18 protein-coding genes are annotated in these 20,190 nt (G+C 72.8%); 14 read left to right on the forward strand and 4 right to left on the reverse strand.

Translation table 11 applies throughout. The features are described from left to right. Together VF092_24590 and thiD are read left to right on the forward strand one after the other, a co-directional pair. A complete protein-coding gene (locus VF092_24590) occupies window positions 1-1,896 on the forward strand; it encodes a PAS domain-containing protein (GenBank protein HEX6750490.1) in 1,896 nt (631 codons plus the stop codon). A 162-nt stretch (window positions 1,897-2,058) separates the two neighbouring features. Beyond that, on the forward strand, window positions 2,059-2,850 hold the full coding sequence (gene thiD, locus VF092_24595; GenBank protein HEX6750491.1) for a bifunctional hydroxymethylpyrimidine kinase/phosphomethylpyrimidine kinase: 792 nt from the start codon (window positions 2,059-2,061) through the stop codon (window positions 2,848-2,850). A gap of 170 nt (window positions 2,851-3,020) precedes the next feature. Here thiD and VF092_24600 read toward each other — a convergent pair whose 3' ends face one another. The 4 genes from VF092_24600 to VF092_24615 form a co-directional block, all read right to left on the reverse strand. Further along, the gene (locus VF092_24600; GenBank protein ID HEX6750492.1) at window positions 3,021-3,863 is read right to left on the reverse strand and encodes a M48 family metalloprotease; all 843 of its coding nucleotides are present in this window, start codon (window positions 3,861-3,863) and stop codon (window positions 3,021-3,023) included. Further along, on the reverse strand, window positions 3,860-6,643 hold the full coding sequence (locus VF092_24605) for an adenylate/guanylate cyclase domain-containing protein (GenBank protein ID HEX6750493.1): 2,784 nt from the start codon (window positions 6,641-6,643) through the stop codon (window positions 3,860-3,862). Before VF092_24605 ends, VF092_24600 begins: the two co-directional genes overlap by 4 nt. Before the next feature lies 1 nt (window position 6,644). Beyond that, window positions 6,645-6,971 carry a hypothetical protein gene (locus VF092_24610; protein ID HEX6750494.1) on the reverse strand — a complete coding sequence of 109 codons (327 nt, stop codon included), beginning with the start codon at window positions 6,969-6,971 and terminating at the stop codon, window positions 6,645-6,647. 530 nt (window positions 6,972-7,501) lie between these two features. Continuing rightward, window positions 7,502-8,356, reverse strand: a complete 855-nt coding sequence (locus VF092_24615; protein ID HEX6750495.1) for a purine-nucleoside phosphorylase — start codon at window positions 8,354-8,356, stop codon at window positions 7,502-7,504. 544 nt (window positions 8,357-8,900) lie between these two features. On the opposite strand from VF092_24615, the gene VF092_24620 reads away from it, so the two are divergent. The 12 genes from VF092_24620 to VF092_24675 all read left to right on the forward strand — a co-directional run bounded on the left by VF092_24620 (window position 8,901) and on the right by VF092_24675 (window position 20,162). Then, on the forward strand, window positions 8,901-10,118 hold the full coding sequence (locus tag VF092_24620; protein HEX6750496.1) for a lytic transglycosylase domain-containing protein: 1,218 nt from the start codon (window positions 8,901-8,903) through the stop codon (window positions 10,116-10,118). A 272-nt stretch (window positions 10,119-10,390) separates the two neighbouring features. Further along, a complete protein-coding gene (locus VF092_24625) occupies window positions 10,391-11,329 on the forward strand; it encodes an alkaline phosphatase family protein (protein ID HEX6750497.1) in 939 nt (312 codons plus the stop codon). Continuing rightward, on the forward strand, window positions 11,326-11,709 hold the full coding sequence (locus tag VF092_24630) for a hypothetical protein (GenBank protein ID HEX6750498.1): 384 nt from the start codon (window positions 11,326-11,328) through the stop codon (window positions 11,707-11,709). Before VF092_24625 ends, VF092_24630 begins: the two co-directional genes overlap by 4 nt. 616 nt (window positions 11,710-12,325) lie before the next feature. Next, on the forward strand, window positions 12,326-14,677 hold the full coding sequence (locus VF092_24635) for a DNA translocase FtsK (GenBank protein ID HEX6750499.1): 2,352 nt from the start codon (window positions 12,326-12,328) through the stop codon (window positions 14,675-14,677). Between the two features lie 9 nt (window positions 14,678-14,686). Further along, complete coding sequence (locus VF092_24640) at window positions 14,687-14,980, forward strand: BrnT family toxin (protein ID HEX6750500.1); 294 nt, start codon at window positions 14,687-14,689, stop codon at window positions 14,978-14,980. Beyond that, entirely contained in the window at window positions 14,967-15,263 is a 297-nt protein-coding gene (locus tag VF092_24645; GenBank protein ID HEX6750501.1) for a hypothetical protein, read from the forward strand. The genes VF092_24640 and VF092_24645 overlap by 14 nt, the downstream gene beginning before the upstream one ends. Before the next feature lie 113 nt (window positions 15,264-15,376). Beyond that, window positions 15,377-15,784, forward strand: coding sequence for a hypothetical protein (locus VF092_24650; GenBank protein HEX6750502.1), 408 nt, complete (start codon window positions 15,377-15,379; stop codon window positions 15,782-15,784). Next, complete coding sequence (locus VF092_24655; protein ID HEX6750503.1) at window positions 15,781-16,398, forward strand: hypothetical protein; 618 nt, start codon at window positions 15,781-15,783, stop codon at window positions 16,396-16,398. The genes VF092_24650 and VF092_24655 overlap by 4 nt, the downstream gene beginning before the upstream one ends. Then, the gene (locus tag VF092_24660) at window positions 16,395-17,021 is read left to right on the forward strand and encodes a hypothetical protein (protein ID HEX6750504.1); all 627 of its coding nucleotides are present in this window, start codon (window positions 16,395-16,397) and stop codon (window positions 17,019-17,021) included. The genes VF092_24655 and VF092_24660 overlap by 4 nt, the downstream gene beginning before the upstream one ends. 141 nt (window positions 17,022-17,162) lie before the next feature. Beyond that, window positions 17,163-17,600, forward strand: a complete 438-nt coding sequence (locus tag VF092_24665; protein ID HEX6750505.1) for a hypothetical protein — start codon at window positions 17,163-17,165, stop codon at window positions 17,598-17,600. A gap of 106 nt (window positions 17,601-17,706) precedes the next feature. After that, window positions 17,707-19,068: an amino acid permease gene (locus tag VF092_24670; GenBank protein ID HEX6750506.1), complete on the forward strand. Its 1,362-nt coding sequence runs from the start codon at window positions 17,707-17,709 to the stop codon at window positions 19,066-19,068. Continuing rightward, on the forward strand, window positions 19,065-20,162 hold the full coding sequence (locus tag VF092_24675) for an aminotransferase class I/II-fold pyridoxal phosphate-dependent enzyme (GenBank protein ID HEX6750507.1): 1,098 nt from the start codon (window positions 19,065-19,067) through the stop codon (window positions 20,160-20,162). Before VF092_24670 ends, VF092_24675 begins: the two co-directional genes overlap by 4 nt. The last annotated feature ends 28 nt before the right edge of the window (window positions 20,163-20,190 follow it).

Below are 20,190 nucleotides of genomic sequence, written 5' to 3' on the forward strand. Positions count from 1 at the left end.
ATGCATGATTATCAATCGCTGGATCAGTTCCTGAAAAACCTCGAGCCCCGGGTGCGCGGCGGCGACATGGCGCGCGACACCTCGGGCGTCCTGCACCTGTTCGAGGAGACGGTGGAGGAGCTGCGCGTGGCCGTGGAGGAGCTGCGCGTGACCGAGGAGGAGATGGCCAGCGCCGCCCAGCAGAAGGATCTCGCCGGCGAGGCCGCCGCGCGCGACGCCCGGCGGCTGCGCGACGCCTTCACCGCGGCGCCCTTCCCGCTGCTGCTGACCGACTCGCTCGGCGTGGTGATCTACGCGAACGCCGCCGCCGGCGCGCTGGTGGGGGTTCGCCCGGGGGACCTGCCGGGGAAGCCGCTGGCGGTGTTCATCGCCGAGGACGCCAGGAAGCCGTTCCGCGCGCTGGTGTCGCGGCTGGCGCACGAGGCGGCGCCGCGCACCGCCCAGCTGGTGCTGCAGCCGCGCGCCCGGCTGCCGCTGGAGGTGGAGGCCGCCGTCTGGCCGGTTCCCCAGTCCGACGGGATGGCCTTCGGCTGGCGGCTGACCGACGTCACCGAGCGGCTGGTGAGCGAGGCGGCGGGCGCGGAGCAGCTGGCCGTGCTGCGCGCCACCATCGACTCGCTTCCCGACGCGGTGGCGGCGATGGACGTGGACGGCAGCGTGCTGGTGTGGAACCGCGCCGCGCAGGAGTTGCTTGGGTGGGCCGAGGACGAGGTGGCCGGGCGCCCCAACCCCGCCGTGGGCGACGAGGTTTCGTCACTGCTCGGCGCGGTGCGTGCCGCGCCGGGGGTGGCGGCGCCGTCGCGCGTGGCGGCGGTAGCGGAGCCGAAGGAGGGCGACCCGCTGCCGGTGGAGCTCTCCCTGTCGCCGCTGGCGGACGCGTCGGGGCGGGTGCGCGGGACGGTGTCGATCATCCGCCCCGCCGCGGTCCCCGCCCCCGCGCGCGAGGGCTGGTCCGAGGCGGAGATGCGCCGCGTCCTGCTCGAGGGCGCCACCGTCGGCACGCTCGCCGACCGGCTGCGCGACGGGATCGCCGCGGGGCTGCACGCCGGCTACCTGCGCGCGGGCGACCGCCTCCCCAGCATCCGCGACGCGGCGCAGGAGACGGGGATCGACCACCGGATCGTGGCGGGCGCCTACCGCCGGCTGGGCGCGGCGGGGTTCGTGGAGGTGCGCTACCGCAAGGGCGTGCGCGTGGCGCCGCCGCCGCAGGAGACCGATCCCGAGCTGGGCGAGACGGCCGACTGGCTGGCCGGGGTGCTGGAAGAGGCGGCGGCGCTGCAGGTGCGCGTGCCCGGGCTTCCCGACCTGGTGCGGCGCTGGACGGCGTCGCGGCCGCTGCGCTGCGCCTGCGTGGACGCCACGGTCGACGCCCGCGCCGCGCTCTGCCACGAGATGCACAGCCAGTGGGGGATGGAGGCGGTGCCCGTGGCGCTGCGCCCCGGCGGCGAGGGGCGGCGCGAGCTGGTGCAGGCGCTGCGCGACGCCGACCTGGTCGTCACCACGCACTTCCACGGGCACGAGCTGGCCGCCGCCTGCCAGGCCGAGGGGAAGCCGCTGGTGCTGGCGCGCCTCAGCCCCGAGCTGGTGGACGCGGTGGAGGAGTGCGTCCATCACCGCCCGCTGACGGCGCTCGTGGCCGACCCCGCGTACGGCGAGCGGCTGCGCGCGCTGGCCGGCGGGGCGGCCATCCGGGTCGTCGCGGTGGGCGACATCGCCGCGGTGGAAGCGCTGGATCCCGACACGCCCGTGCTGGCCACCCTGGCCGCGCGCGAGCAGGTGTCCCGGCGGCTGCGGCTGCTGGTGCCCGCCACGCACTTCGTGGCGCCGGTGTCGGTGCGCACGCTGGCGCGCCTGCTGGTGAACGCCAACGTGCACCCGCCCTCGGGCCTCTCCTGAGGCGCGGCGATCGGTCGGTGTGGTGTCGATGAGATGTCGGGGACGTGGAGATGGGATCTCCGCGTCCCCCGCGCTTCTTCCTCGATCCCCATCTTGCGCGGGTGGAGACGAACGGCGCTCTTTCCGCGATCCCGATCTCCATCTCCCTGACGCAGCGAGCGGATGGCCATCCCCATCGTCCTGACCATCGCCGGGTCGGACTCCGGCGGCGGCGCGGGGATCCAGGCGGACCTGAAGAGCTTCCACGCGTTCGGCGTGTTCGGCACCAGCGCGATCACCGCCATCACCGTGCAGAACACGCTCGGCGTCAGCGGTGTGCACCCGGTGCCCATCGACGTGGTGCGCGCGCAGATCGCCGCCGTGGCGGAGGATCTGCCGCCCGCCGCGTGCAAGTCGGGGATGCTGGCCACGGCCGGGCTGGTGCGCGCGGTGGCCGCGTCGATCCGCGAGCACGCGCTGCCGAACTACGTGCTGGACCCGGTGATGGTGGCCACCAGCGGCGACCGCCTCCTGGCCGGCGACGCGGAGCGCACGATCGTGGAGGAGCTGGTGCCGCTGGCCGCGCTCGTCACGCCCAACCTCGACGAGGCGGCGATCCTGGTGGGCGAGCCGGTGGAGGATGAAACGGGGATGCGCCGCGCCGCGGATGCGCTGGTGGCGATGGGCGCGCGCGCCGCGCTGCTGAAGGGCGGCCACCTGCGCGGCGACGAGCTGGTAGACGTGCTCTACGACGGCCGCGAATGGCGCACCTGGCGGCGGCCGAAGCTGGCGACGCGCAACACGCACGGCACCGGCTGCACCCTCTCCGCCGCGGCGGCCGCGGGGCTGGCGCACGGCCGCCCGCTCGCCCGCGCGGTGGAGGACGCGCTCGACTACGTCCAGCGTGCCATGGCCGCCGCGCCCGGCCTGGGCCGCGGCCACGGCCCCCTCAACCACATGGTCGGGAATTCCTGAAACAGAAGGGGCTCACGCAGAGTCAGCAGAGTTAGCAGTTACAAGCAGTGGCATGACTGCTGATCAACTGCTGACCCTGCTAACTCTGCGTGAGCCCAAGTCTTTCAGGGATATGGAAGCGGCGCCCCGTCAGGACGGAGCGCCGCTTCATCGCGATTTCTCCCGACGATTTACCGCCGCCGGACGTAGCGGCGGAAGCGGTCGGCGAGGAGCTGGCCGCTCGCGGGGTCGAGGTGCGCGGCGGCGGCCTGGCGCTCCAGCGCGGCCACGCGCTCCGGCGGCTCGGGGTGCGTGGCCTTCATCTCGGCCAGGAAGCGGCGCTTGCGCTCGTTGCTCTCCGACGTCTGCAGGCGGCGCACGAAGGTGGCCAGGCCGTCGGGACGGTAGCCGGCGGACGCGGCGTACAGCATCCCCAGCGAGTCGCTCTCCAGCTCGTCGCCGCGCCCCAGGCCGGTGAAGATCAGGGAGGTCAGCCGCCCCACCGCCTGGTCCAGCACGAAGCCGTTCAGGTCGGCCTCGCTCTGCGCGCCCTGGATCATGCTCCCCTTCCGCATCTGCTCCAGCACGTGCTTCTGGTCCACGTGCGCCACCTCGTGGGCCAGCACGCCGGCCAGCTCCGCCTCGCTCTCCATCAGCTCCAGCGCGCCGCGGGTCACGAACACGTAGCCGCCCGGCGCCGCGAACGCGTTGATCTCGTCCGTGTCCAGCACCGCGAAGCGGAAGGGCAGCTCGTTGTAGCGCGGCGACTGCTGGGCGACCACGGTGCCGACCAGGTTCACGTAGTCGTTCAGCGCGGGGTCGTTCAGCACGCGCCAGCGGCCGGCCACGGTGGCCGCCACCTCGCGCCCGATCTCGCGCTCCTTCGCCACGCCGACGGTGAACGAGCCCGCGGCCGCGCCGCCCGCCGCGCGCGCCACCCGCCCCAGGATCCCCCCGCGCTGCGCGGCCAGCGTACGGTCCGCCGCGGGGACCGCCAGCAGGAGGGTGGCGGAGATGATGATCGCCCGGTTCATGGTGCCGTCTCCTCCTTCACTGGTGCCGACTGGCCCAGCCGTCCGTCGCGGGTGAAGGCGTCGACCGCCACCGCGTCCACCGCGCGCTGGTCCATCGCCGCCACGGCCGCCGCGTCCGGCGTCACCGTGACGGCGCCGGATGGCGTCTGCACGGTGCGCGGCGCCACGCCTCGCGTCCCGGCCGTCGGCGCCAGGCTGGCGGTGCGGTTCGACGCCACCTGGCCGGTGGTGCGCTGCACCATGTCGTTGATCGTCCGGCGTCCCCGGCTCATGGCCAGCAGGGCGTCGGGGAAGTCGGCCTGCACCGCCGGCCGCCGCGCGAACACGCGGGCGACCTTTCCTTCGGCGCGCTGCACGATGCGCCCGGCGCCCGGCTGCTTCAGCGCGCCCGACGCGTCGAACTGGGCGACCACGGCCTGGACGAGCGGGTCGTCCTTGGCCGCGTTCTGCTCCAGTGGCGCGGCGGCCACGCCGGTCACCACCTGCACGCGGTTGCGCTCGCCGACCAGGATCAGCGGCTCGGAGAGGTGGCTGTCCGCGCCCACGCGGCGGATCTCGGCGCGCCAGCGCGGCGCCTTGGCGAAGCCGTCGACGCGGGCGACCAGCGCCAGCGAGTCGGCCCGCGCGGGGTTGGTGACGCTCCACGCCACCAGCTGCCCGCGCTGCCAGCGCCCGGGCTGGTAGACGTCGTCGGTCCAGCGCTGCTTGGCCTGCGCGGACGCGGTGAGCGGGGCGGCGGCCAGCAGCAGCGCCGCGATCCCCGCCGTCGCCATCACCTTCGCGGCGGCGGCGGGGGAGGCGGCGGACGCCGCGCGGCGGCCCCGCAGCTCGTGCACCTGCACGGCCTGCTCCTTTCCCTTCACGTGCACCTCCGGCAGCGCGCGCGTGTCGTAGCCGTCGCCCAGGGCGGCACGCACCGCGTCGCTGATGATGATGGTGGTCTCCATCTCCTTGTTCAGCGATTCCAGCCGGCTGGCAAGGTTCACCGCGTCGCCGATGGCGGTGTAGTCGAGCTTGTGGCGGAGCGAGCCGATCATTCCCACCACCGCCTCGCCCGTGTTGATGCCGATGCCGATGCGCAGCCCCGCCGCGCGCCCGTCGGCCTCCCACGCGCGGTTCAGGCGGTCGAGCTCGGCGATCATCTCCAGCGCGCAGTCGCAGGCGCGGCGCGCGTGGTCGGCCGCGGGGAGCGGCGCGCCCCAGAACGCCATCACCGCGTCGCCGATGAACTTGTCGCTCGTCCCGCGGTGGCGGAACACGATGTCCGTCATCGCCCCCAGGTACTCGTTCAGCATGGCGACGACGGTCTCCGCGGGGAGCTTCTCCGACAGCGAGGTGAAGCCGCGGATGTCGCTGAAGAGGATGGTGAGCGGCACGCGCTGCCCGCCCAGCGCCAGCGACTGCCCCGCGTCCGCGAGCTGGCGGACCACGTGGGGGTCGACGAAGCGGCTGAACATGTCGCGCACGCGGCGCCGCTCGCGTCCCTCGGTGACGTAGTTCCCCGCCATCGCGCCGGCGTAGGCCAGCGCGCCGCCCAGCGCCGGCGCCGCGGCGTCCAGCCACACCCCGCCCGCGAACGCGCCGACGCTGGCGATCGCCGCCAGCAGGAGGACGAGCAGCGCCGCCGCCGTCCCCCACGCGGCCGAGACGATCAGCGACACCGCCGTCGCCGCCGCCAGCGCGGACGCCGCGGCCGTCCCCGCGTTGGCCCACGCGGGCGCGCGCCGCATGAAGTCGCCGCGCAGGAGGTTGTCGAGCGCGGTGGCGTGGATCATCACCCCCGGCTCCTTGGCGCCGTAGGGGGTCACGCGCAGGTCCAGCATTCCACTCGCCGTCGCCGCGACGAAGACGATCTTCCCCTTCAGCGAATCCGGCGGCAGGGCGGGCGCGCGGCCGTGGAAGACGTCGTCGTACGACAGCGCCAGCCGCGAGTACGAGAACGCGGGATACGTCTGCCGCGCCCGCGTGCCGAACGGCCCCCGCCAGCGGATCACCATCCGCCCGTCCTCCAGCGGCACCGCCACCACGCCGCCGCGCAGCGCGCCGCGATCGAGCGAGAACGCGCCGCCGTAGCGCCGGGGGTCGGCGAGCCGCGCCGCGGCCAGGGAGAGCGAGGGATAGAATCGCCCGTCGTGGCGCCAGACCAGCTGCTCGTGGCGCACGGTGCCGCTCACCGTGTCGGAGTTCAGCGCGATGGAGCCGACGCCCGCCGCGCCGCGGGTCAGCGCGGGCATCGGCGCGATCTCCTGCCCCTGCTCGACCAGCGCGTTGCCGCCGCGCAGGGGGAGGGCGAAGCGCCGCGCCTCCGCCTCGCCGCTCGCCCCGGCGGCGATCCCCTCCACCGAGTCGGTGTCGCGCGACATGGCCATCGGCAGGACGACGTTCCCCGCCTCCGCCACGGCGTCGGCGAAGGCCTGGTCGCTGGCGCTGTCCAGCCCCGCCTCGGGGAACTGCACGTCGTAGACGACGAGCTTCGCGCCGGCGTAGCGGAGATAGTCGAGCACCGCCGCGTGCACCGCGCGGGGCCAGGGCCAGCGCCCGTACTGCGGCTGCAGCTCGCGCAGCGAGCGGTCGTCGATGGCGGCGATGACGATGTCCCTCGACGCCCGCGACGGGTCTGCCAGCGCCGTCGTGCGCAGGTCGTACGTGGCCCCCTCCGCGCGCCGCATCAGCGTGGTCCCGCGCAGGGAGACGGTGACCGCCGCCGCGGCCGTGCCGACGGCCAGTCCACGCCCCAGGCGGCGGAGCCGCCGCGCGCGCGGCGTGGAGGCGCCGGCCACGCTACGAGTTCCGCTCGGGTGCGCCCGCGGGCGGGAGCGCGGCCGCCTGCACGGGCGACGTCGCCTCCAGCCGGCGGCGGAAGTCGGCGTCCTCCACCAGCACGCGCAGCGAGCGGTCCATCCCGTCCAGCTGCTGCTCGATCAGGCCGATGCGGCGCTCGAGCAGGTTCACGTTGTCGTCCACCCCGCGCATCTCGCGGTAGCGGGCCATCGCCTCGACGATCGGCTTCAGCGCGATGCGGGCGGTGATTCCCGCGATGGGGATGAGGACTGCCAGCCCGCCCAGGGTCACGGCGGTCAGACCGATCAGCTCTCCGGAGATCTGCATGGATGGGAACCAGGGAATCCGGTGGATGCCAGCAGGACGAAGTGTGTCCGGTGGCAGCTACGGAGGTCGGCAGAGGAAAGTTTGCGGCGGCGCCGGCGGAATCGCGGCGCGGGGATACACAATGTGCTGCGGGCGGGGATGAAAAGCCAGTGCGGCGGCGATGGAAGTCGTTGCCCTCTCAACCGCTTGTGCAGCGTCCCCGCGATGGGCTTGAGACGCGCAAACACCGGGAGATGTCATTCCGAGCGCGGCCAGACCGACCCTGCGTCCTGCTCCGTCGGCCGCAGCGCGAGCAATCCATCGCCGGCGTACGAGCGACAGGCCGCCTATGGCTCGTATGCGGAGCACAGATTCCTCACGGAGCCGCCAGTCATCGCTGCGGTGGAAAGAATGGTGCGGCGGCTCCGCTCGGAATGACATTCATCGTCTTGAACTCTCGCACTCTCGCACTCACGCACTCACGCACTCACGCACTCACGCACTCACGCACTCACGCACTCTCGCACTCTCGCACTCTCGCACTCTCGCACTCAGGCCGCCGCCTCGCTCGCCAGGTTCAGCGACGCGATCCTTGGCAGCACCCCGCGCACCAGCGCCGCCAGCCGGTCACGGACGCGCGCGCCGACCTCCATCACCTCGTCGTGGCTCAGCGTGGCGCCGCCCAGCCCCGCGGCCAGGTTGGTGATGCACGAGATCCCCAGGCAGCGCACGCCGAGCGCGCGCGCCACCAGCACTTCGGGCACGGTCGACATCCCCACCGCGTCGGCGCCCAGGCGGGCGAGCATGCGGATCTCCGCCGGCGTCTCGTAGCTGGGGCCCAGGAGCGCGGCGTAGACGCCCTGGGTGACGGGGATGCCGAGCTCCAGCGCCACCGCCTCGGCCTGTGCGCGGAAGGTGCGGTCGTACGGGTCCGACATGTCGGGGAAGCGCTGCTCGCCGGGGACGACCTGGCCGGCAAGCGGGTTCTTCCACATCAGGTTGATGTGGTCGGCGATGATCATCAGGTCGCCCGGCTGCATCCCCGGGCGCAGGCCGCCGGCCGCGTTGGTCAGCAGCATGGCCTCCGCGCCGAGCGCCGCCAGCGCGCGCACGGGGAGCGCCACGTCCGCCGGCGACCATCCTTCGTACAGGTGGAAGCGTCCCTGCATGGCGGCGACCTCCACGCCCTCCATCCGCCCGGCGACGAGGCGCCCGGCATGCCCCGCGAGCTCCTGCGTGCGCCGCGGGAAGCCGGGGATCTGGTCGAAGGGGATGGCGACGGGGTCCTCGATCTCGTCCGCCAGCCCGCCCAGCCCGGAGCCCAGCACCAGCACGGCGTGGGGCGCGCGGGTGATGCGCTCGCGGAGAAAGTGGACCGTTTCGGCGATGGGGGCGGGATGCGCCATGCGTCCTCGGGCGGAGAGGTGGAGGCGGGACGATAGCCGCGCCGCCGGAACGCGTCAACGCCGCGGCGGGTGGGTGTCCGCGGAGGTGTCGGGATTCCCGAGCGGACCGCGGATGTCATCCTGAGGGCGCGGGCACCGAGGCCGCGTACGGACGAATCTCCGCGCGCCCGAAGGATCTTGCAGGGCGGGCTGGATATCCGCTCTGAACGAGCAGGCCTGTCCGCGGCGGCGAGTAGATCCTTCGGTCGGCGCCAACCAGTGATGCGGTGGAAAGTTCGGTGCGGCGCCTCCCTCAGGATGACAACCAGAGGTGTTCAGCCGATCGACCCCATCCCCCATCCCCCTGTCCTTGTCCCCCTGTCCCCTGCGGTTCTTCGGACCACGTTCGGTTGCATAAACCGTTGTTCCATATTATGTTGCGAAGGAACGAAGGCCGGTGCGCCACGTTCAATCCCCCGTAAAACCGGCAGTTACGCTTCGTTCCCCCGGTTGATCAGACCGCCGCGGCCCCCGCGGTGCGCCCGCAGTGCAATCCGGAGGCAGAATGCAGTTCAGGACGGCGTTCCCCGCCGCGCTCCTGCTGGGGAGCACCCTCGGCGGGGTGCTGGCGGCCACGGGCCGGCAGCTCCCGCTCCATCGCGACGGCGACGGCCAGCCGCTGGGCTTCATCCGCGAGGCCGCGGCGGCCACCGCCACCCGCTGGGACATCCCGGTGGTGCGCAACGACGCGGTGGACCGCTTCGTCGACCTCTTCTCGGGCCGGCGCAGCGAGGTGATGGCCGACTACCTGAAGCGCTCCGGCCGCTACGAGGGGATGATCCGCGCCAAGCTGCGCAAGGCGGGGATGCCGGAGGACCTCGTCTACCTCTCCATGATCGAGAGCGGGTTCAACCCCAACGCCCGCTCGCACGCCAACGCGGTCGGCCTCTGGCAGTTCATGGCGCCCACCGCGCGCGGCTACGGCCTGCGCGTCGACGGCTACGTGGACGAGCGCCGCGACCCCGAGAAGAGCACCGACGCCGCGCTGCGCTACCTGCGCGACCTCTACAACCAGCTGGGCTCGTGGTACCTGGCCGCGGCCGCCTACAACGGCGGCGACGGCCGCGTGAGCCGCGCGCTGGCCGCCGAGACCGGACGCCGGCGCGGCGAGAGCGACGAGGACTTCTGGCGCATCCGCCACCGCCTGCCGCGCGAGACGCGCGAGTACGTGCCGCTGATGGTGGCCGCCGCTCTGGTGGGCAAGGAGCCGGGCAAGTACGGCCTGGGCGAGGTGGAGCGCTGGATGCCGCTGCGCACCGACACCGTGACCGTGCCCGGCGGCACCGAGCTGGCGCTGGTGGCGCGCGCCGCCGGCGTCAGCGAGCGCGAGGTCACGCGGCTGAACCCGCACCTGGTGCAGAAGGTGACGCCGCCGGGGAAGAAGGCCTTCGCCGTGCGCATCCCCCACGGCCGGGGCGGCGATTTCGAAGACGCGTTCCCCGCGCTGCACCGCGAGGCGGTGGCGCAGGCGACCGCCGAGCGCGCCCGCGAGGAGGCCGCCGCCCGCCAGCGCGCATCCGAGCGCCGGGCCGCCGAGCGCCGCGCGGAGGCCCGCCGTGCCGAGGTCCGTAGGGCCGAAGTCCGCAGGGCCGCCGCGCGCCGCGCCGCCCGCCGCCGCGCGTCCGCCTCGGCACATCGCTCGACGCGGCGCAAGGCGAGCGCCCACACCCGCCGCACCGTTCGCCACACCACCGCCCGCAAGACCCGCCGCCACCGCCGCTGAGGCGATCGAGGGTCTGGAGATTCGATGCGTCGCCGCGTCCCGGGATCGGGATGCGGCGATTGTGTTTGCGGGCGATCGATCCCTTCACGCCCGCGCGGAGATGCGCCCCCGCGCAGTCCGCGAAGGGGGATTTTTCGAAGTTCCAGCGGCACGTTTCAGCCTGCCGAATCCAGAGACGCACGCGCTCGAACCCGTCCGCGTCCTGTCGCCATCGTCACGCCCTTGCTAGAATCCCGCGGTCCGCGTCGCCGCCGCCCGTTTCCCGGTCTATCGTGCCGCCCAGCCGTCCCTCGCGCGCGCTGCTCGTGTTCCTGGACGGCGTCGGCATCGGCCCGGCGGACCCGGAGCGCAACCCGTTCGCGCGGGCCAAGCTCCCGAACCTGCGGCGGCTGCTGGGCGGGCGGCTGCCGGTGGCGGACGACCTGGATGCGGAGGGGCGGATCGTGGGTGGCGACGCGGTGCTGGTCGCGGCGGACGCGACGCTCGGCGTGGCCGGCGTGCCGCAGAGCGGGACGGGGCAGACGGCGCTGCTCACCGGCCGCAACGCCGCCGCGGAGTACGGGCGCCACTTCGGCCCGTGGGTGCCGACGGGCCTGAGGGAGTTGCTCGCGGCGGAGAACCTGCTCGTCCGCGCGGTGAATGCGGGCGCGGCGGCGGCGTTCGCGAACGCGTATCCGATCGCCTCGATCGACGCGGACCCGCGCATCTTCCGGCGTCCGGCCGCGCCGCCGCTGGCCGCCCGCGCCGCCGGAGTGCTCACGCGCGACCTGCCGGAGCTGGCGCGGGGAGACGCGATCGCCTCGTCCATCACCAACGAGCGGTGGCGCGAGCACCTGGGCGACGAGCTGGCGGAGGTGACCGCGGCGGAGGCCGGGCGGCGATTGGCGCGCATCGCCGCGGGGGTGGAGGTGACGCTGTTCGCGCACTACGACACCGACTATGCCGGCCACCGCGGCGCCATGCCCGGCGCCGTGGCCGCGCTGGAGAGGGTGGACGCCTTCCTCGGCGGCATCGCCGGGGCGCTGCCGGACGACGCGCTGCTCGTGGTCGGCAGCGACCACGGCAACGTGGAGGACGTGTCGGGCGGGCACACCACCAACCCCGTGCCCGTGCTGGCGCTGGGGGCGGGGAGCGGGGATTTCGCCGGGCGCGTGCGCGACATCACCCTCGTGGCGCCCGCGCTACTGGAGATGCTGGGAATGGGACGATGACGGATCCGGACGAGGACGAGACCGCCGGGATCTACGAAGACCTGGACACCATCGACCGCGACGAGGCCGAGGCCCTGTTCGCCGCGGGCGGGCGCGAGATCGGCCTGGCCCTGCTGCGCCTGGCGCTGTACTGGGACGACTGGGCGTACGTGGAGCGCCGCTGCCTGGACTTCGCGCGCCACCCCGACGTGTGGGTGCGCCGCAACGCCGCCACCGCGCTGGGGCACCTGGCGCGCATCCACGGCCGCCTGCACGTGGAGCGGGTGATGCCCGCGCTGATGACCCTGTGGGCCGACCCCGACGTCAGCGGCTGGGCCGACGACGCGCTGGACGACGTCGAAATGTTCTGCAAGGTCGACCGGAGGCGCTGGGCGCACTGATCGAAGTGCCCAGTGCCCAGTGCCCAGTGCCCAGTGCCCGATAGGACGTCATCCTGAGGCCGGCCAGACTGTAATCAGCGTCTGCGCAGGAGCCTGCAGGCCGAAGGATCCATAACCGCGTCATCACGCGATCCGGCCGGACGCACCGGCACATCACCTCGGACTCAGTACAATCCCCCCCGATCCCACTTCATCTCCCTCCCGTAGTGGATTTCCTCGAGCCTGACTGGGAGCAGGACGTGCCGGCGGACACCAACGCGACCGCCACCTTGCAACACGGTCGGCGGCTGCGCGTGCTCAGCGTAGTGATTCCTGGATTTCCTCGCGATCGAAGTAGCCGCGCGCGCAGCGCGCCCAGGTCCCTCCCCCAGTCGGTTTTGGGGGAGGGACAGGCTGTCCGGATGCGACGTAGTCGCGCCGGTCAGCCAGGGAGAGGGCCCCCCGCACCGAACGCATCGCCGCGACATTTGGCATATCTTCGTCCAGCCTATATCTTTCGCGGACGACCCCGACTGCCCCCACGCAGAAACCCCGGCGCCCGGCGGCGCGTACGCACCGCCCGAGCGTCACCCTTCCCGAACGCGTCAACCAGCCTCAACGGCGCATTCCCGGCCCGATGCTGTTCACACTCGACGACCGGCAGCGACGCGAGCTCTGGGGGCTCGGTCTCCTCGCGCTGGCGCTGCTCGTGGCGCTCAGCCTGTTACCGCTCGACTGGTTCCGCCCCACCGCCCCGGGCAACGTGGTCGGCCCCGTGGGCGGCTGGCTGCGCGGCGCGCTGGTCGGCGGCCTGGGGATGGGCGCCGCCGCCATCCCCATCCTCTGCGGCGCCTGGGGGCTCGTCGCCTTCGGCAAGCTCCATCCCCAGCCCGCGCTCCGCTGGACCATCCTCCTCGGCGGGCTGGCGATCCTGGCCCCCGCGGCCGTGGCCGTGCTGGCGGGCGCGGACCCCAAATCGCCCGTCACCGGCGCCATCGGAGCGGCGCTCGGCGGCGGGATGGCCGGGACGCTGGGCACCGTCGGCTCCACGATCGTCCTCGTCACCCTCTTCGCCGCCCTCTGCGTCGCCACGGTCGGCTGGAACCCGCTCCGCAGCGCGCTCCGGGGCGGGCGCTTCGCGTGGGGGCACACCCGCCGCGCCGCCGCCGCCCTCCCCGTTCCCCCGCTCAAGCTTCCCCTCCGCCGCGGCGCCGCGGAAGAGGAGGACCTGGACGACGACGAGGACGACGACTTCGGGCTGGGCGACGACGGCGAGTGGATGGACGTGCCGCTGGACGACGAGGAGCCCGTCGGCGCCGCCGCCCCCGCGCGCCTCCCGGCGGTCGATCCGGACGCGACGCTTCCCTCGCCCGCGGCGAAGCCGAAGCGCGTCCGCTCGCCCTCGGCCGCGCACGACGATCTTCTTGCGGAGGCGGGAGATCCGACGAGCACGGACCTCCCCGCGACCACGCTGCTGACCGCCGCCCCGCCGCGCGACGAGGCCAGGAACCGCGCCGAACTGGACAAGCTCGGCCACGTGCTGGTCGAGAAGCTGGCCACCTTCAAGATCGAGGGGCAGGTGGTGGGGATGACCACCGGGCCCGTGGTCACGCAGTTCGAGGTGGAGCCCGCGCCCGGGGTGAAGGTGGCGCGGATCGCCAACCTCGAGGCGGACCTGGCGCTGGCGCTGCGCGCGCCGTCGGTCCGCATCGTCGCGCCCATACCGGGAAAGGGCGCCGTGGGCGTGGAGGTGCCGAACCCCGCGCCGGAGATGGTGCACTTCCGCGAGGTCATCGAGAGCCAGCAGTTCCGCAGCAGCAAGGCCGCGCTCCCGCTGGCGCTGGGGAAGGACATCGGCGGGCGGCCCCTCGTCGTCGACCTGGCGCGGATGCCGCACCTGCTGATCGCGGGCGCCACCGGCTCGGGGAAGTCGGTGTGCGTCAACACCATCATCACCTCGCTGGTCTACCGCCACACGCCGCAGAGCCTGCGGTTCCTGATGGTGGACCCGAAGATGGTGGAGCTCAGCATGTACAACGACCTCCCCCATCTCCGTCACCCCGTCGTCACCGACAACAACGACGCCGCCGCCGTCCTCAAGTGGGCGGTGATCGAGATGGAGCGGCGCTACCAGCTTCTCTCCGCCAACGGCGTCCGCAACCTGGGCGACTTCAACTCCCGCATCGACGGCGGGCAGCTGATGCGCTCGCCCGATCCCGAGGGCGAGGAGGGAGATCCGGACCGCTGGGTGTACCGCGGCGGGCGGCTGCCGTACATCGTGGTGATCATCGACGAGCTGGCGGACCTGATGATGACCGTGCAGGGCGAGGTGGAGAAGCCGCTGGCGCTGCTGGCGCAGAAGGCGCGGGCCATCGGCATCCACCTGATCCTGGCCACGCAGCGTCCGTCGGTGAACGTGATCACCGGGCTGATCAAGGCCAACTTCCCCAGCCGCATCGCCTTCCGCGTCTCGAGCAAGGTCGACTCGCGCACCATCCTCGACCAGAACGGCGCCGACGCGCTCCTCGGCAACGGCGACATGCTCCTGCTGCCGCCGGCCTCGAACGAGCCGATCCGGGTGCAGGGCGCCTACCTGTCGACGGACGAGACCGAGCAGCTGATGCGCTGGTACCGCGAGCAGCGGGAGCTGCGCGAGGCGGCCGCGGCGGAGCAGGGATACGCGCCGGCGGCCGAGGAGGACATCCTGGAGGTGGTGCGCGCGCACGAGGGCGACCCCGACGAGCTGGCTGCCAGCGACGACCCCGCCGACCGCGACAAGCTCTTCCGCGAGGCGGCGATGCTGTGCATCCAGCACCAGGGCGGCAGCACCTCGCTGCTGCAGCGGCGGCTGCGCATCGGCTACGGCCGCGCGGCGCGCATCATCGACCAGCTGCACCTGGCCGGCGTGCTGGGCCCGCCCGACGGCTCCAAGCCCCGCGAGATCCTCGTCGACATCATCGGCCTCGACATGATCGCGCCGGACGATTGAGGCGCGGACATGACGGTCTTCTATCATCTTCAGGGCGACGACTTTTCCTGGGACGAGCAGAAAGCCGAGTCCAACGTCGGCAAACACGGCGTTACATTCGAGGAAGCTGCCGAAGCGTTCCTCGATCCGTTTGCCCTGGCGATCGATGCATCGGTGGAGGGTGAGCAACGCGAGGCTGTAATCGGGTACTCCTTCGCACACCGCTTGCTGCTCGTGGTATTCGTAGAGAGGGTGGCAGCAACGAGGATCATCTCCGCAAGACTCGCAACGCGTGCTGAGAGAAGGCTGTATGAGCAATCCTGATGACATCACCGTCCTGCGCGTGCATCCGCGCCCGGCGGAGTCCGTGTCGCTGTCGATTCCGAACGATGCACTAGCTAAGCTCAAGGATGTAGCCGAGACCCGAGACATGTCTCCGGAGGCCCTGATGAAGTTCTACATCGGTCAGGGGCTGCGGCAGGACCTCGCGCGTTTGTACTCGGAACGCATCCTCGATACGACCGAGCGTGTGCTGGCGCGCCACATCCCCTCGGAAGACGAGCGGTCGGCGATCCTGCGTGAGATCCGCGGTGAAGCGGCTGCATAAGCGCTATCTGCGAAGGCGCGCCTGATTCGCCATCAGCCATTTTACCTGCCGGCCGCGCTCCGCCGAACCGCGGGCGCGGCCGAGTCCTTCCGATCTCCACCCCCCCCTTTCCCATGGCCCCTCAGCCGTTCGCTCCCGCCCCGATGAAGCCCGAGGTGCTGAAGCTGCTGCGCCACGTGATGCTCACCGGCATCCTGCTCTTTGGCGGGGTGGCGTACTGGCAGAGCACGCACCGCGCGGAGCCGCCTGATCCGGAGCATCTCGCGACGCTGCGGTGGCCCGGCTATCTGCTGTGCCTGCTGGCGATCGGGGGGATGATGTACTTCCGCCGCGTCCGTGCGCGCACCGAGCCCGCCGCGCGCACCACGTACAGCCTGATCGGCACGGCGATGGCCGAGGGCGCGGCGCTGTACGGCGCCGTCTACATCTTCCTGGGCGGAGACCCGTCGATCTTCGCGTTCGGCGTGCTGATCTTCCTGGTCACCTGGGCCGCCCTCCCCGCCGACCCCGAAGCAGTGTGACGGAGCCGCGAGACGCGAAGCACGCCGAGCGGCCCGCCGGCGCCGCATGGCCGCCGCCCGCCGGCAATCGCCAGCTTGCGACGCAGGGTGGGGGAGACGGCGCCGTCGTCATCCTCCCGCGCCTGCGGGCGGACGACGTGGGCGACGCGCTGGTGTCGCTCGGCACGGGCGTGGTGATCGCCCTCGAGCTGCTGGTGCTGCCGGCGCTCGTCTACGCGGCGGTGGGGCGTGGGAGCGAAGCGGGACTGATCGCCGCGCTGGCGGTGTTCGTCGCCGAGGCGCTCGCCGCCGCCTTCACGGGGGTGCACTGGCTGAAGCTGGACGCGCGCGGCATCCACTTCGGACGGCGGATGGGATTCCCGCGCTTCGTCCCCTGGCAGGACGTAGCCCGCGTCCGCCGCGCGGGCCGCGCCGAGATCGTCGTCCGCGGCTGGCTGTGGCCGCCCGTCCCGCCCGCGGAGGCCACGCGCTCGATGAGCTCGCTCGGGCACTTCGCGATTCATCACCCCCATGGCGTCAGCTACTTCCCGCCGGCGGACGAGGCCGCGTTCCTGGACGCGGTGCGCCGCTGGGCGCCCCACGCGCTCGACCGCATCGACGGAGGGCTGCGGTGACGAAGCCGCGCCGTCCGGGAGACGCGCCACGCGCGGAAGCCGCGGATCGTCCGGTCTCCACGCCAGCCGGCGGCTTCGCGGAGGAGCGGGACGTGCGGCCGATGGAGAACGAGGCCGTCATCCGCCCGCGCCGGCTCCCGCGCAGCGTGGGCGACGCGATGGTGGCGCTCGCCACTCTCCCCGTCGCCCTCCTCATGCTCTTGATCTTTCCCGTGCTCGTCTGGAAGTCCATCGGCGACGGCACGCAGGCGACGGCGGTGGCGGGCGTGATCGTGTTCGTGGCGGAGGTGATCGCCGCCGCGCTGATGACGGTGCGCTGGATCAGGCTGGACGCGCGCGGGATCCACTTCGGGCGGCGGAGGGGCCGGCCGAAGCTCATCCGCTGGAAGGACGTTAACCACGTGCGCCGCGCGGACCGCGGCGACGTGGTGGTGGGATTGCTCTCCATGCCGCCGCTCGGGGCCACGCGCTCGCTCACGGCGCGGGGGTACTTCGTCGTCTACGCCCGCCGCGAGTACGTCGTCTACCCGCCCGCCGACGAGGAGGCGTTCCTGGCCGCCCTCCGCCGTTGGTGCAAGCCGGCGCTGCTCGCGCCGGAGCTGCGCAGCAGGGCGCGAGTTTGACCGTCACCGCCGCCACGCCTCCCGGCGGAACGAAACTCTGGCGCGTGGGCGGCGCGCGCGTGAGCTTGGAACCATTGGTGCCGGGTCTCCCCCGAAGCCGGTGCCGCGCTTTGGGCGCTCCCACCTTTTCCTCGCCGCGCCATGAGCATCGTCGACCTCGTCACTCACCGCCGCGCGCGGCTCGCGCTGGCCGCGGGGATGCTGCCGCTGGCCGCCGGCGCCAGTTCCGGCTTCCGGGCCGAGCCGCCGCCGTCGCCCGCCGCGGGGTACGTCTACTATGGCGCCGTGGAAGGTGGCAGGTGGACGGCGAGGAACTTCGACAACCTCACCCGGCGGAGCGGCGGGAACTCTGCCGACCCGGCCGACGCCATCCACGAAGGCGACCTCCTCCGCGCCCGCGTGCCGGTGAACGTGCGCGCGCGGCCGTGGACGGTCCAGGCAGAGGAGCCGCCGGTGACCGGAGCGCTGCGCCCCGGTGAGCGGGTTGTCGTTCGCGACATCCAGCCCGTGGGGCTGAGCGAGGAGTTCCGCCGCATGGGGTTCTGGATCCGGTATGAGCATCCGCCACGCAGGCGTTGAGCGCGCGCGCTCGAAACGCACACGGGCGGCCCGGTCGGCCGCCCGTCGTTCGTACGCATTGACGCACTGATTCTCCCAGGTTCCATCCTCTCGGCAACCGATACGAATGGCACCACACGGAACCAGACAGGCCATTCCGGCGACGGATGCTGCCGCCGCTCCGGACGCGCCGCGGCTCGCGCGCCGCCTGGGCGTGTTCGACGCGACGATGATCGTGATGGGTGGCATCATCGGGTCGGGGATCTTCGTCAACCCGCACGTGGTGGCCGAGCGCGTGCACACGCCGCTGCTGATCGTGGGCGCGTGGGTGGCGGGCGGGCTGATCGCGCTGGCAGGCGCGTTCGTGTACGCGGAGCTGGCGGCGCGCCGGCCGGAGGTGGGCGGGCAGTACGCGTACCTCCGCGACGCCTATCACCCGGCAGTGGCGTTCGTCTACGGCTGGGCGCTGCTGCTGGTGATCCAGACCGGGGGGATGGCAGCGGTCGCCGTCACCTTCGCGCGCTACTTCCGCGAGATCACGCACGTGCCGCTGGGCGAGTCCGCGGTGGCCGCCTTGGGGCTCGCGCTTCTCGTGGCGGTGAACTGCCTGGGCGTGCGCGCGGGGAGCACCGTGCAGAGCGCGCTGATGGTGCTCAAGATCCTGGCAATCGCGGCGCTGGTGGCGGCCGGGCTCTTCTTCACCGGGCGGCCGGCGGACACGACCGCGGTTACGGCGGGGCAGGGGGATTCGCTCGCGTCGTTCGGCGCGGCGATGACGCCGGTGATGTTCGCGTACGGCGGATGGCAGACCGCCAGCTTCGTGGCCGGAGAGATGCGCGACCCGCGGCGCGACCTCGCCCGCGGGCTGCTGGTCGGCGTCCTCGGCGTGATCGCGCTCTACGTCGCCGTCAACGTCGCCTGCGTGCTCGCCCTCGGTGCCGCGGGGCTGGCGGCGACGCCGACGCCTGCGTCGGCGGTGATGCGGAGCGCGTTCGGCCCGCGCGGCGCGGCGCTGATCGCGGTGGGCATCGCCATCTCCACGCTCGGCTTCCTGAGCCAGGGGATGCTCACCGCGCCGCGCGTCTACTTCGCCATGGCGGCGGACGGCGTGTTCTTCCGCCGCGTCGCCTGGGTCGATCCCCGCACGCGCGCGCCGGTCGTTGCCATCGTGCTGCAGGGCGCGCTCTCGCTCCTCATCGCCCTCACCGGCAGCTACGAGCAGATCCTGAACTACGTGACCTCGGTGGACTGGATCTTCTTCGGCCTGACGGGGGGCACCATCTTCGTCTTCCGCAAACGCGCCGCAGGCGACGGGGAAGGCGCGCGCATCCCCGGCCACCCGGTGACCACCGCGCTCTTCATCGCCGCGTCCGCGCTGATCGTGATCAGCACGGTCTGGAAGTATCCCGCCGACAGCGCGAAGGGGATCGCCCTCATGCTGGCCGGGATCCCCGTCTACCTCCTCTGGCGCCGCCCGGTGCGGACGTGAGCGCGCCGCGCCCGGTCGGCTCTCGCTACCTGCGCTGGGCCAAGCTCCACCGCCCGCGGACGTACGACCTGACGTCCAGCGGAATGCCGCACCTCACCCTCGACAACCTCCCCGCCGCTCCCGAGCGGCCGGCGCTGGGCGGCACCGGCGCGTACGGCTGCGGCGCGCTGCAGAACGCCATCGCCGCGCGCTACGACGTCGAGCCCGGGTGCATCGTGCAGGCGCTGGGGTGCTCGATGGCCAACTGGCTGGCGATGGCGGCCATCCTCGCGCCGGGCGACGAGGTGCTGATCGAGCATCCCACCTACGAGCCGCTCCTCGCCATCGCCCGCAACCTGGGCGCGGCGGTGGCGCGATTCGAGCGCCACGCGGAGGACGGCTTCCGCATCGATCCGGACGAGGTCGCGCGGCGGATCACGCCCCGCACGCGGCTGATCGTCATCACCAACCTGCACAATCCCACCAGCGCGCTGACGGACGACGACACGCTGCGCCGCGTGGGGGAGACCGCCGATCGCGTCGGCGCGAAGGTAATGGTGGACGAGGTGTATCTCGACGCGCTTTTCGAGCCGCGGCCGCGCACCTGCTTCCACCTCGGCCCCGCCTTCGTCGCCACCAGCAGCCTGACCAAGGTGTACGGGCTGAACGGCCTGCGCTGCGGGTGGGTGATGGCGGAGCCGGCGCTGGCCTGCCGGATCTGGCGGCTGATCGAGGTGATGAACAACATCGGCGTGCACGTGGCCGAGCAGCTCTCCGTGGCCGCCTTCGCGGGGATCGACGCGCTGGCGACCCGATCGCGCCGCGTGCTGGACGCCAATCGCGATGCGCTGAACGCCTTCTACCGCACGCGCGGCGACCTCGAATGGATGCCGCACCGTGCCGGCACCGTATCGTTCCCGCGTCTCCGCGCATCCAACGCGCGCCGCCTCTGCCGCGTCTTAGAGACTGAGCACGATACCGCCGTCGTGCCCGGCGCGTTCTTCGGCATGCCGGAGCACGTCCGCATTGGCCTGGGTGTCGCGCCGGAGACCTTCGCGGCCGGGCTGGGGCGCCTGGGCCGCGCGCTGGACGGCTTGGGTCAGAACCGCAGCTGATTCCGCGTTCCTCCCCACATCTCCCTCA

This window comes from Longimicrobium sp. (genome assembly GCA_036377595.1).
Classification (GTDB): Bacteria; Gemmatimonadota; Gemmatimonadetes; order Longimicrobiales; family Longimicrobiaceae; genus Longimicrobium.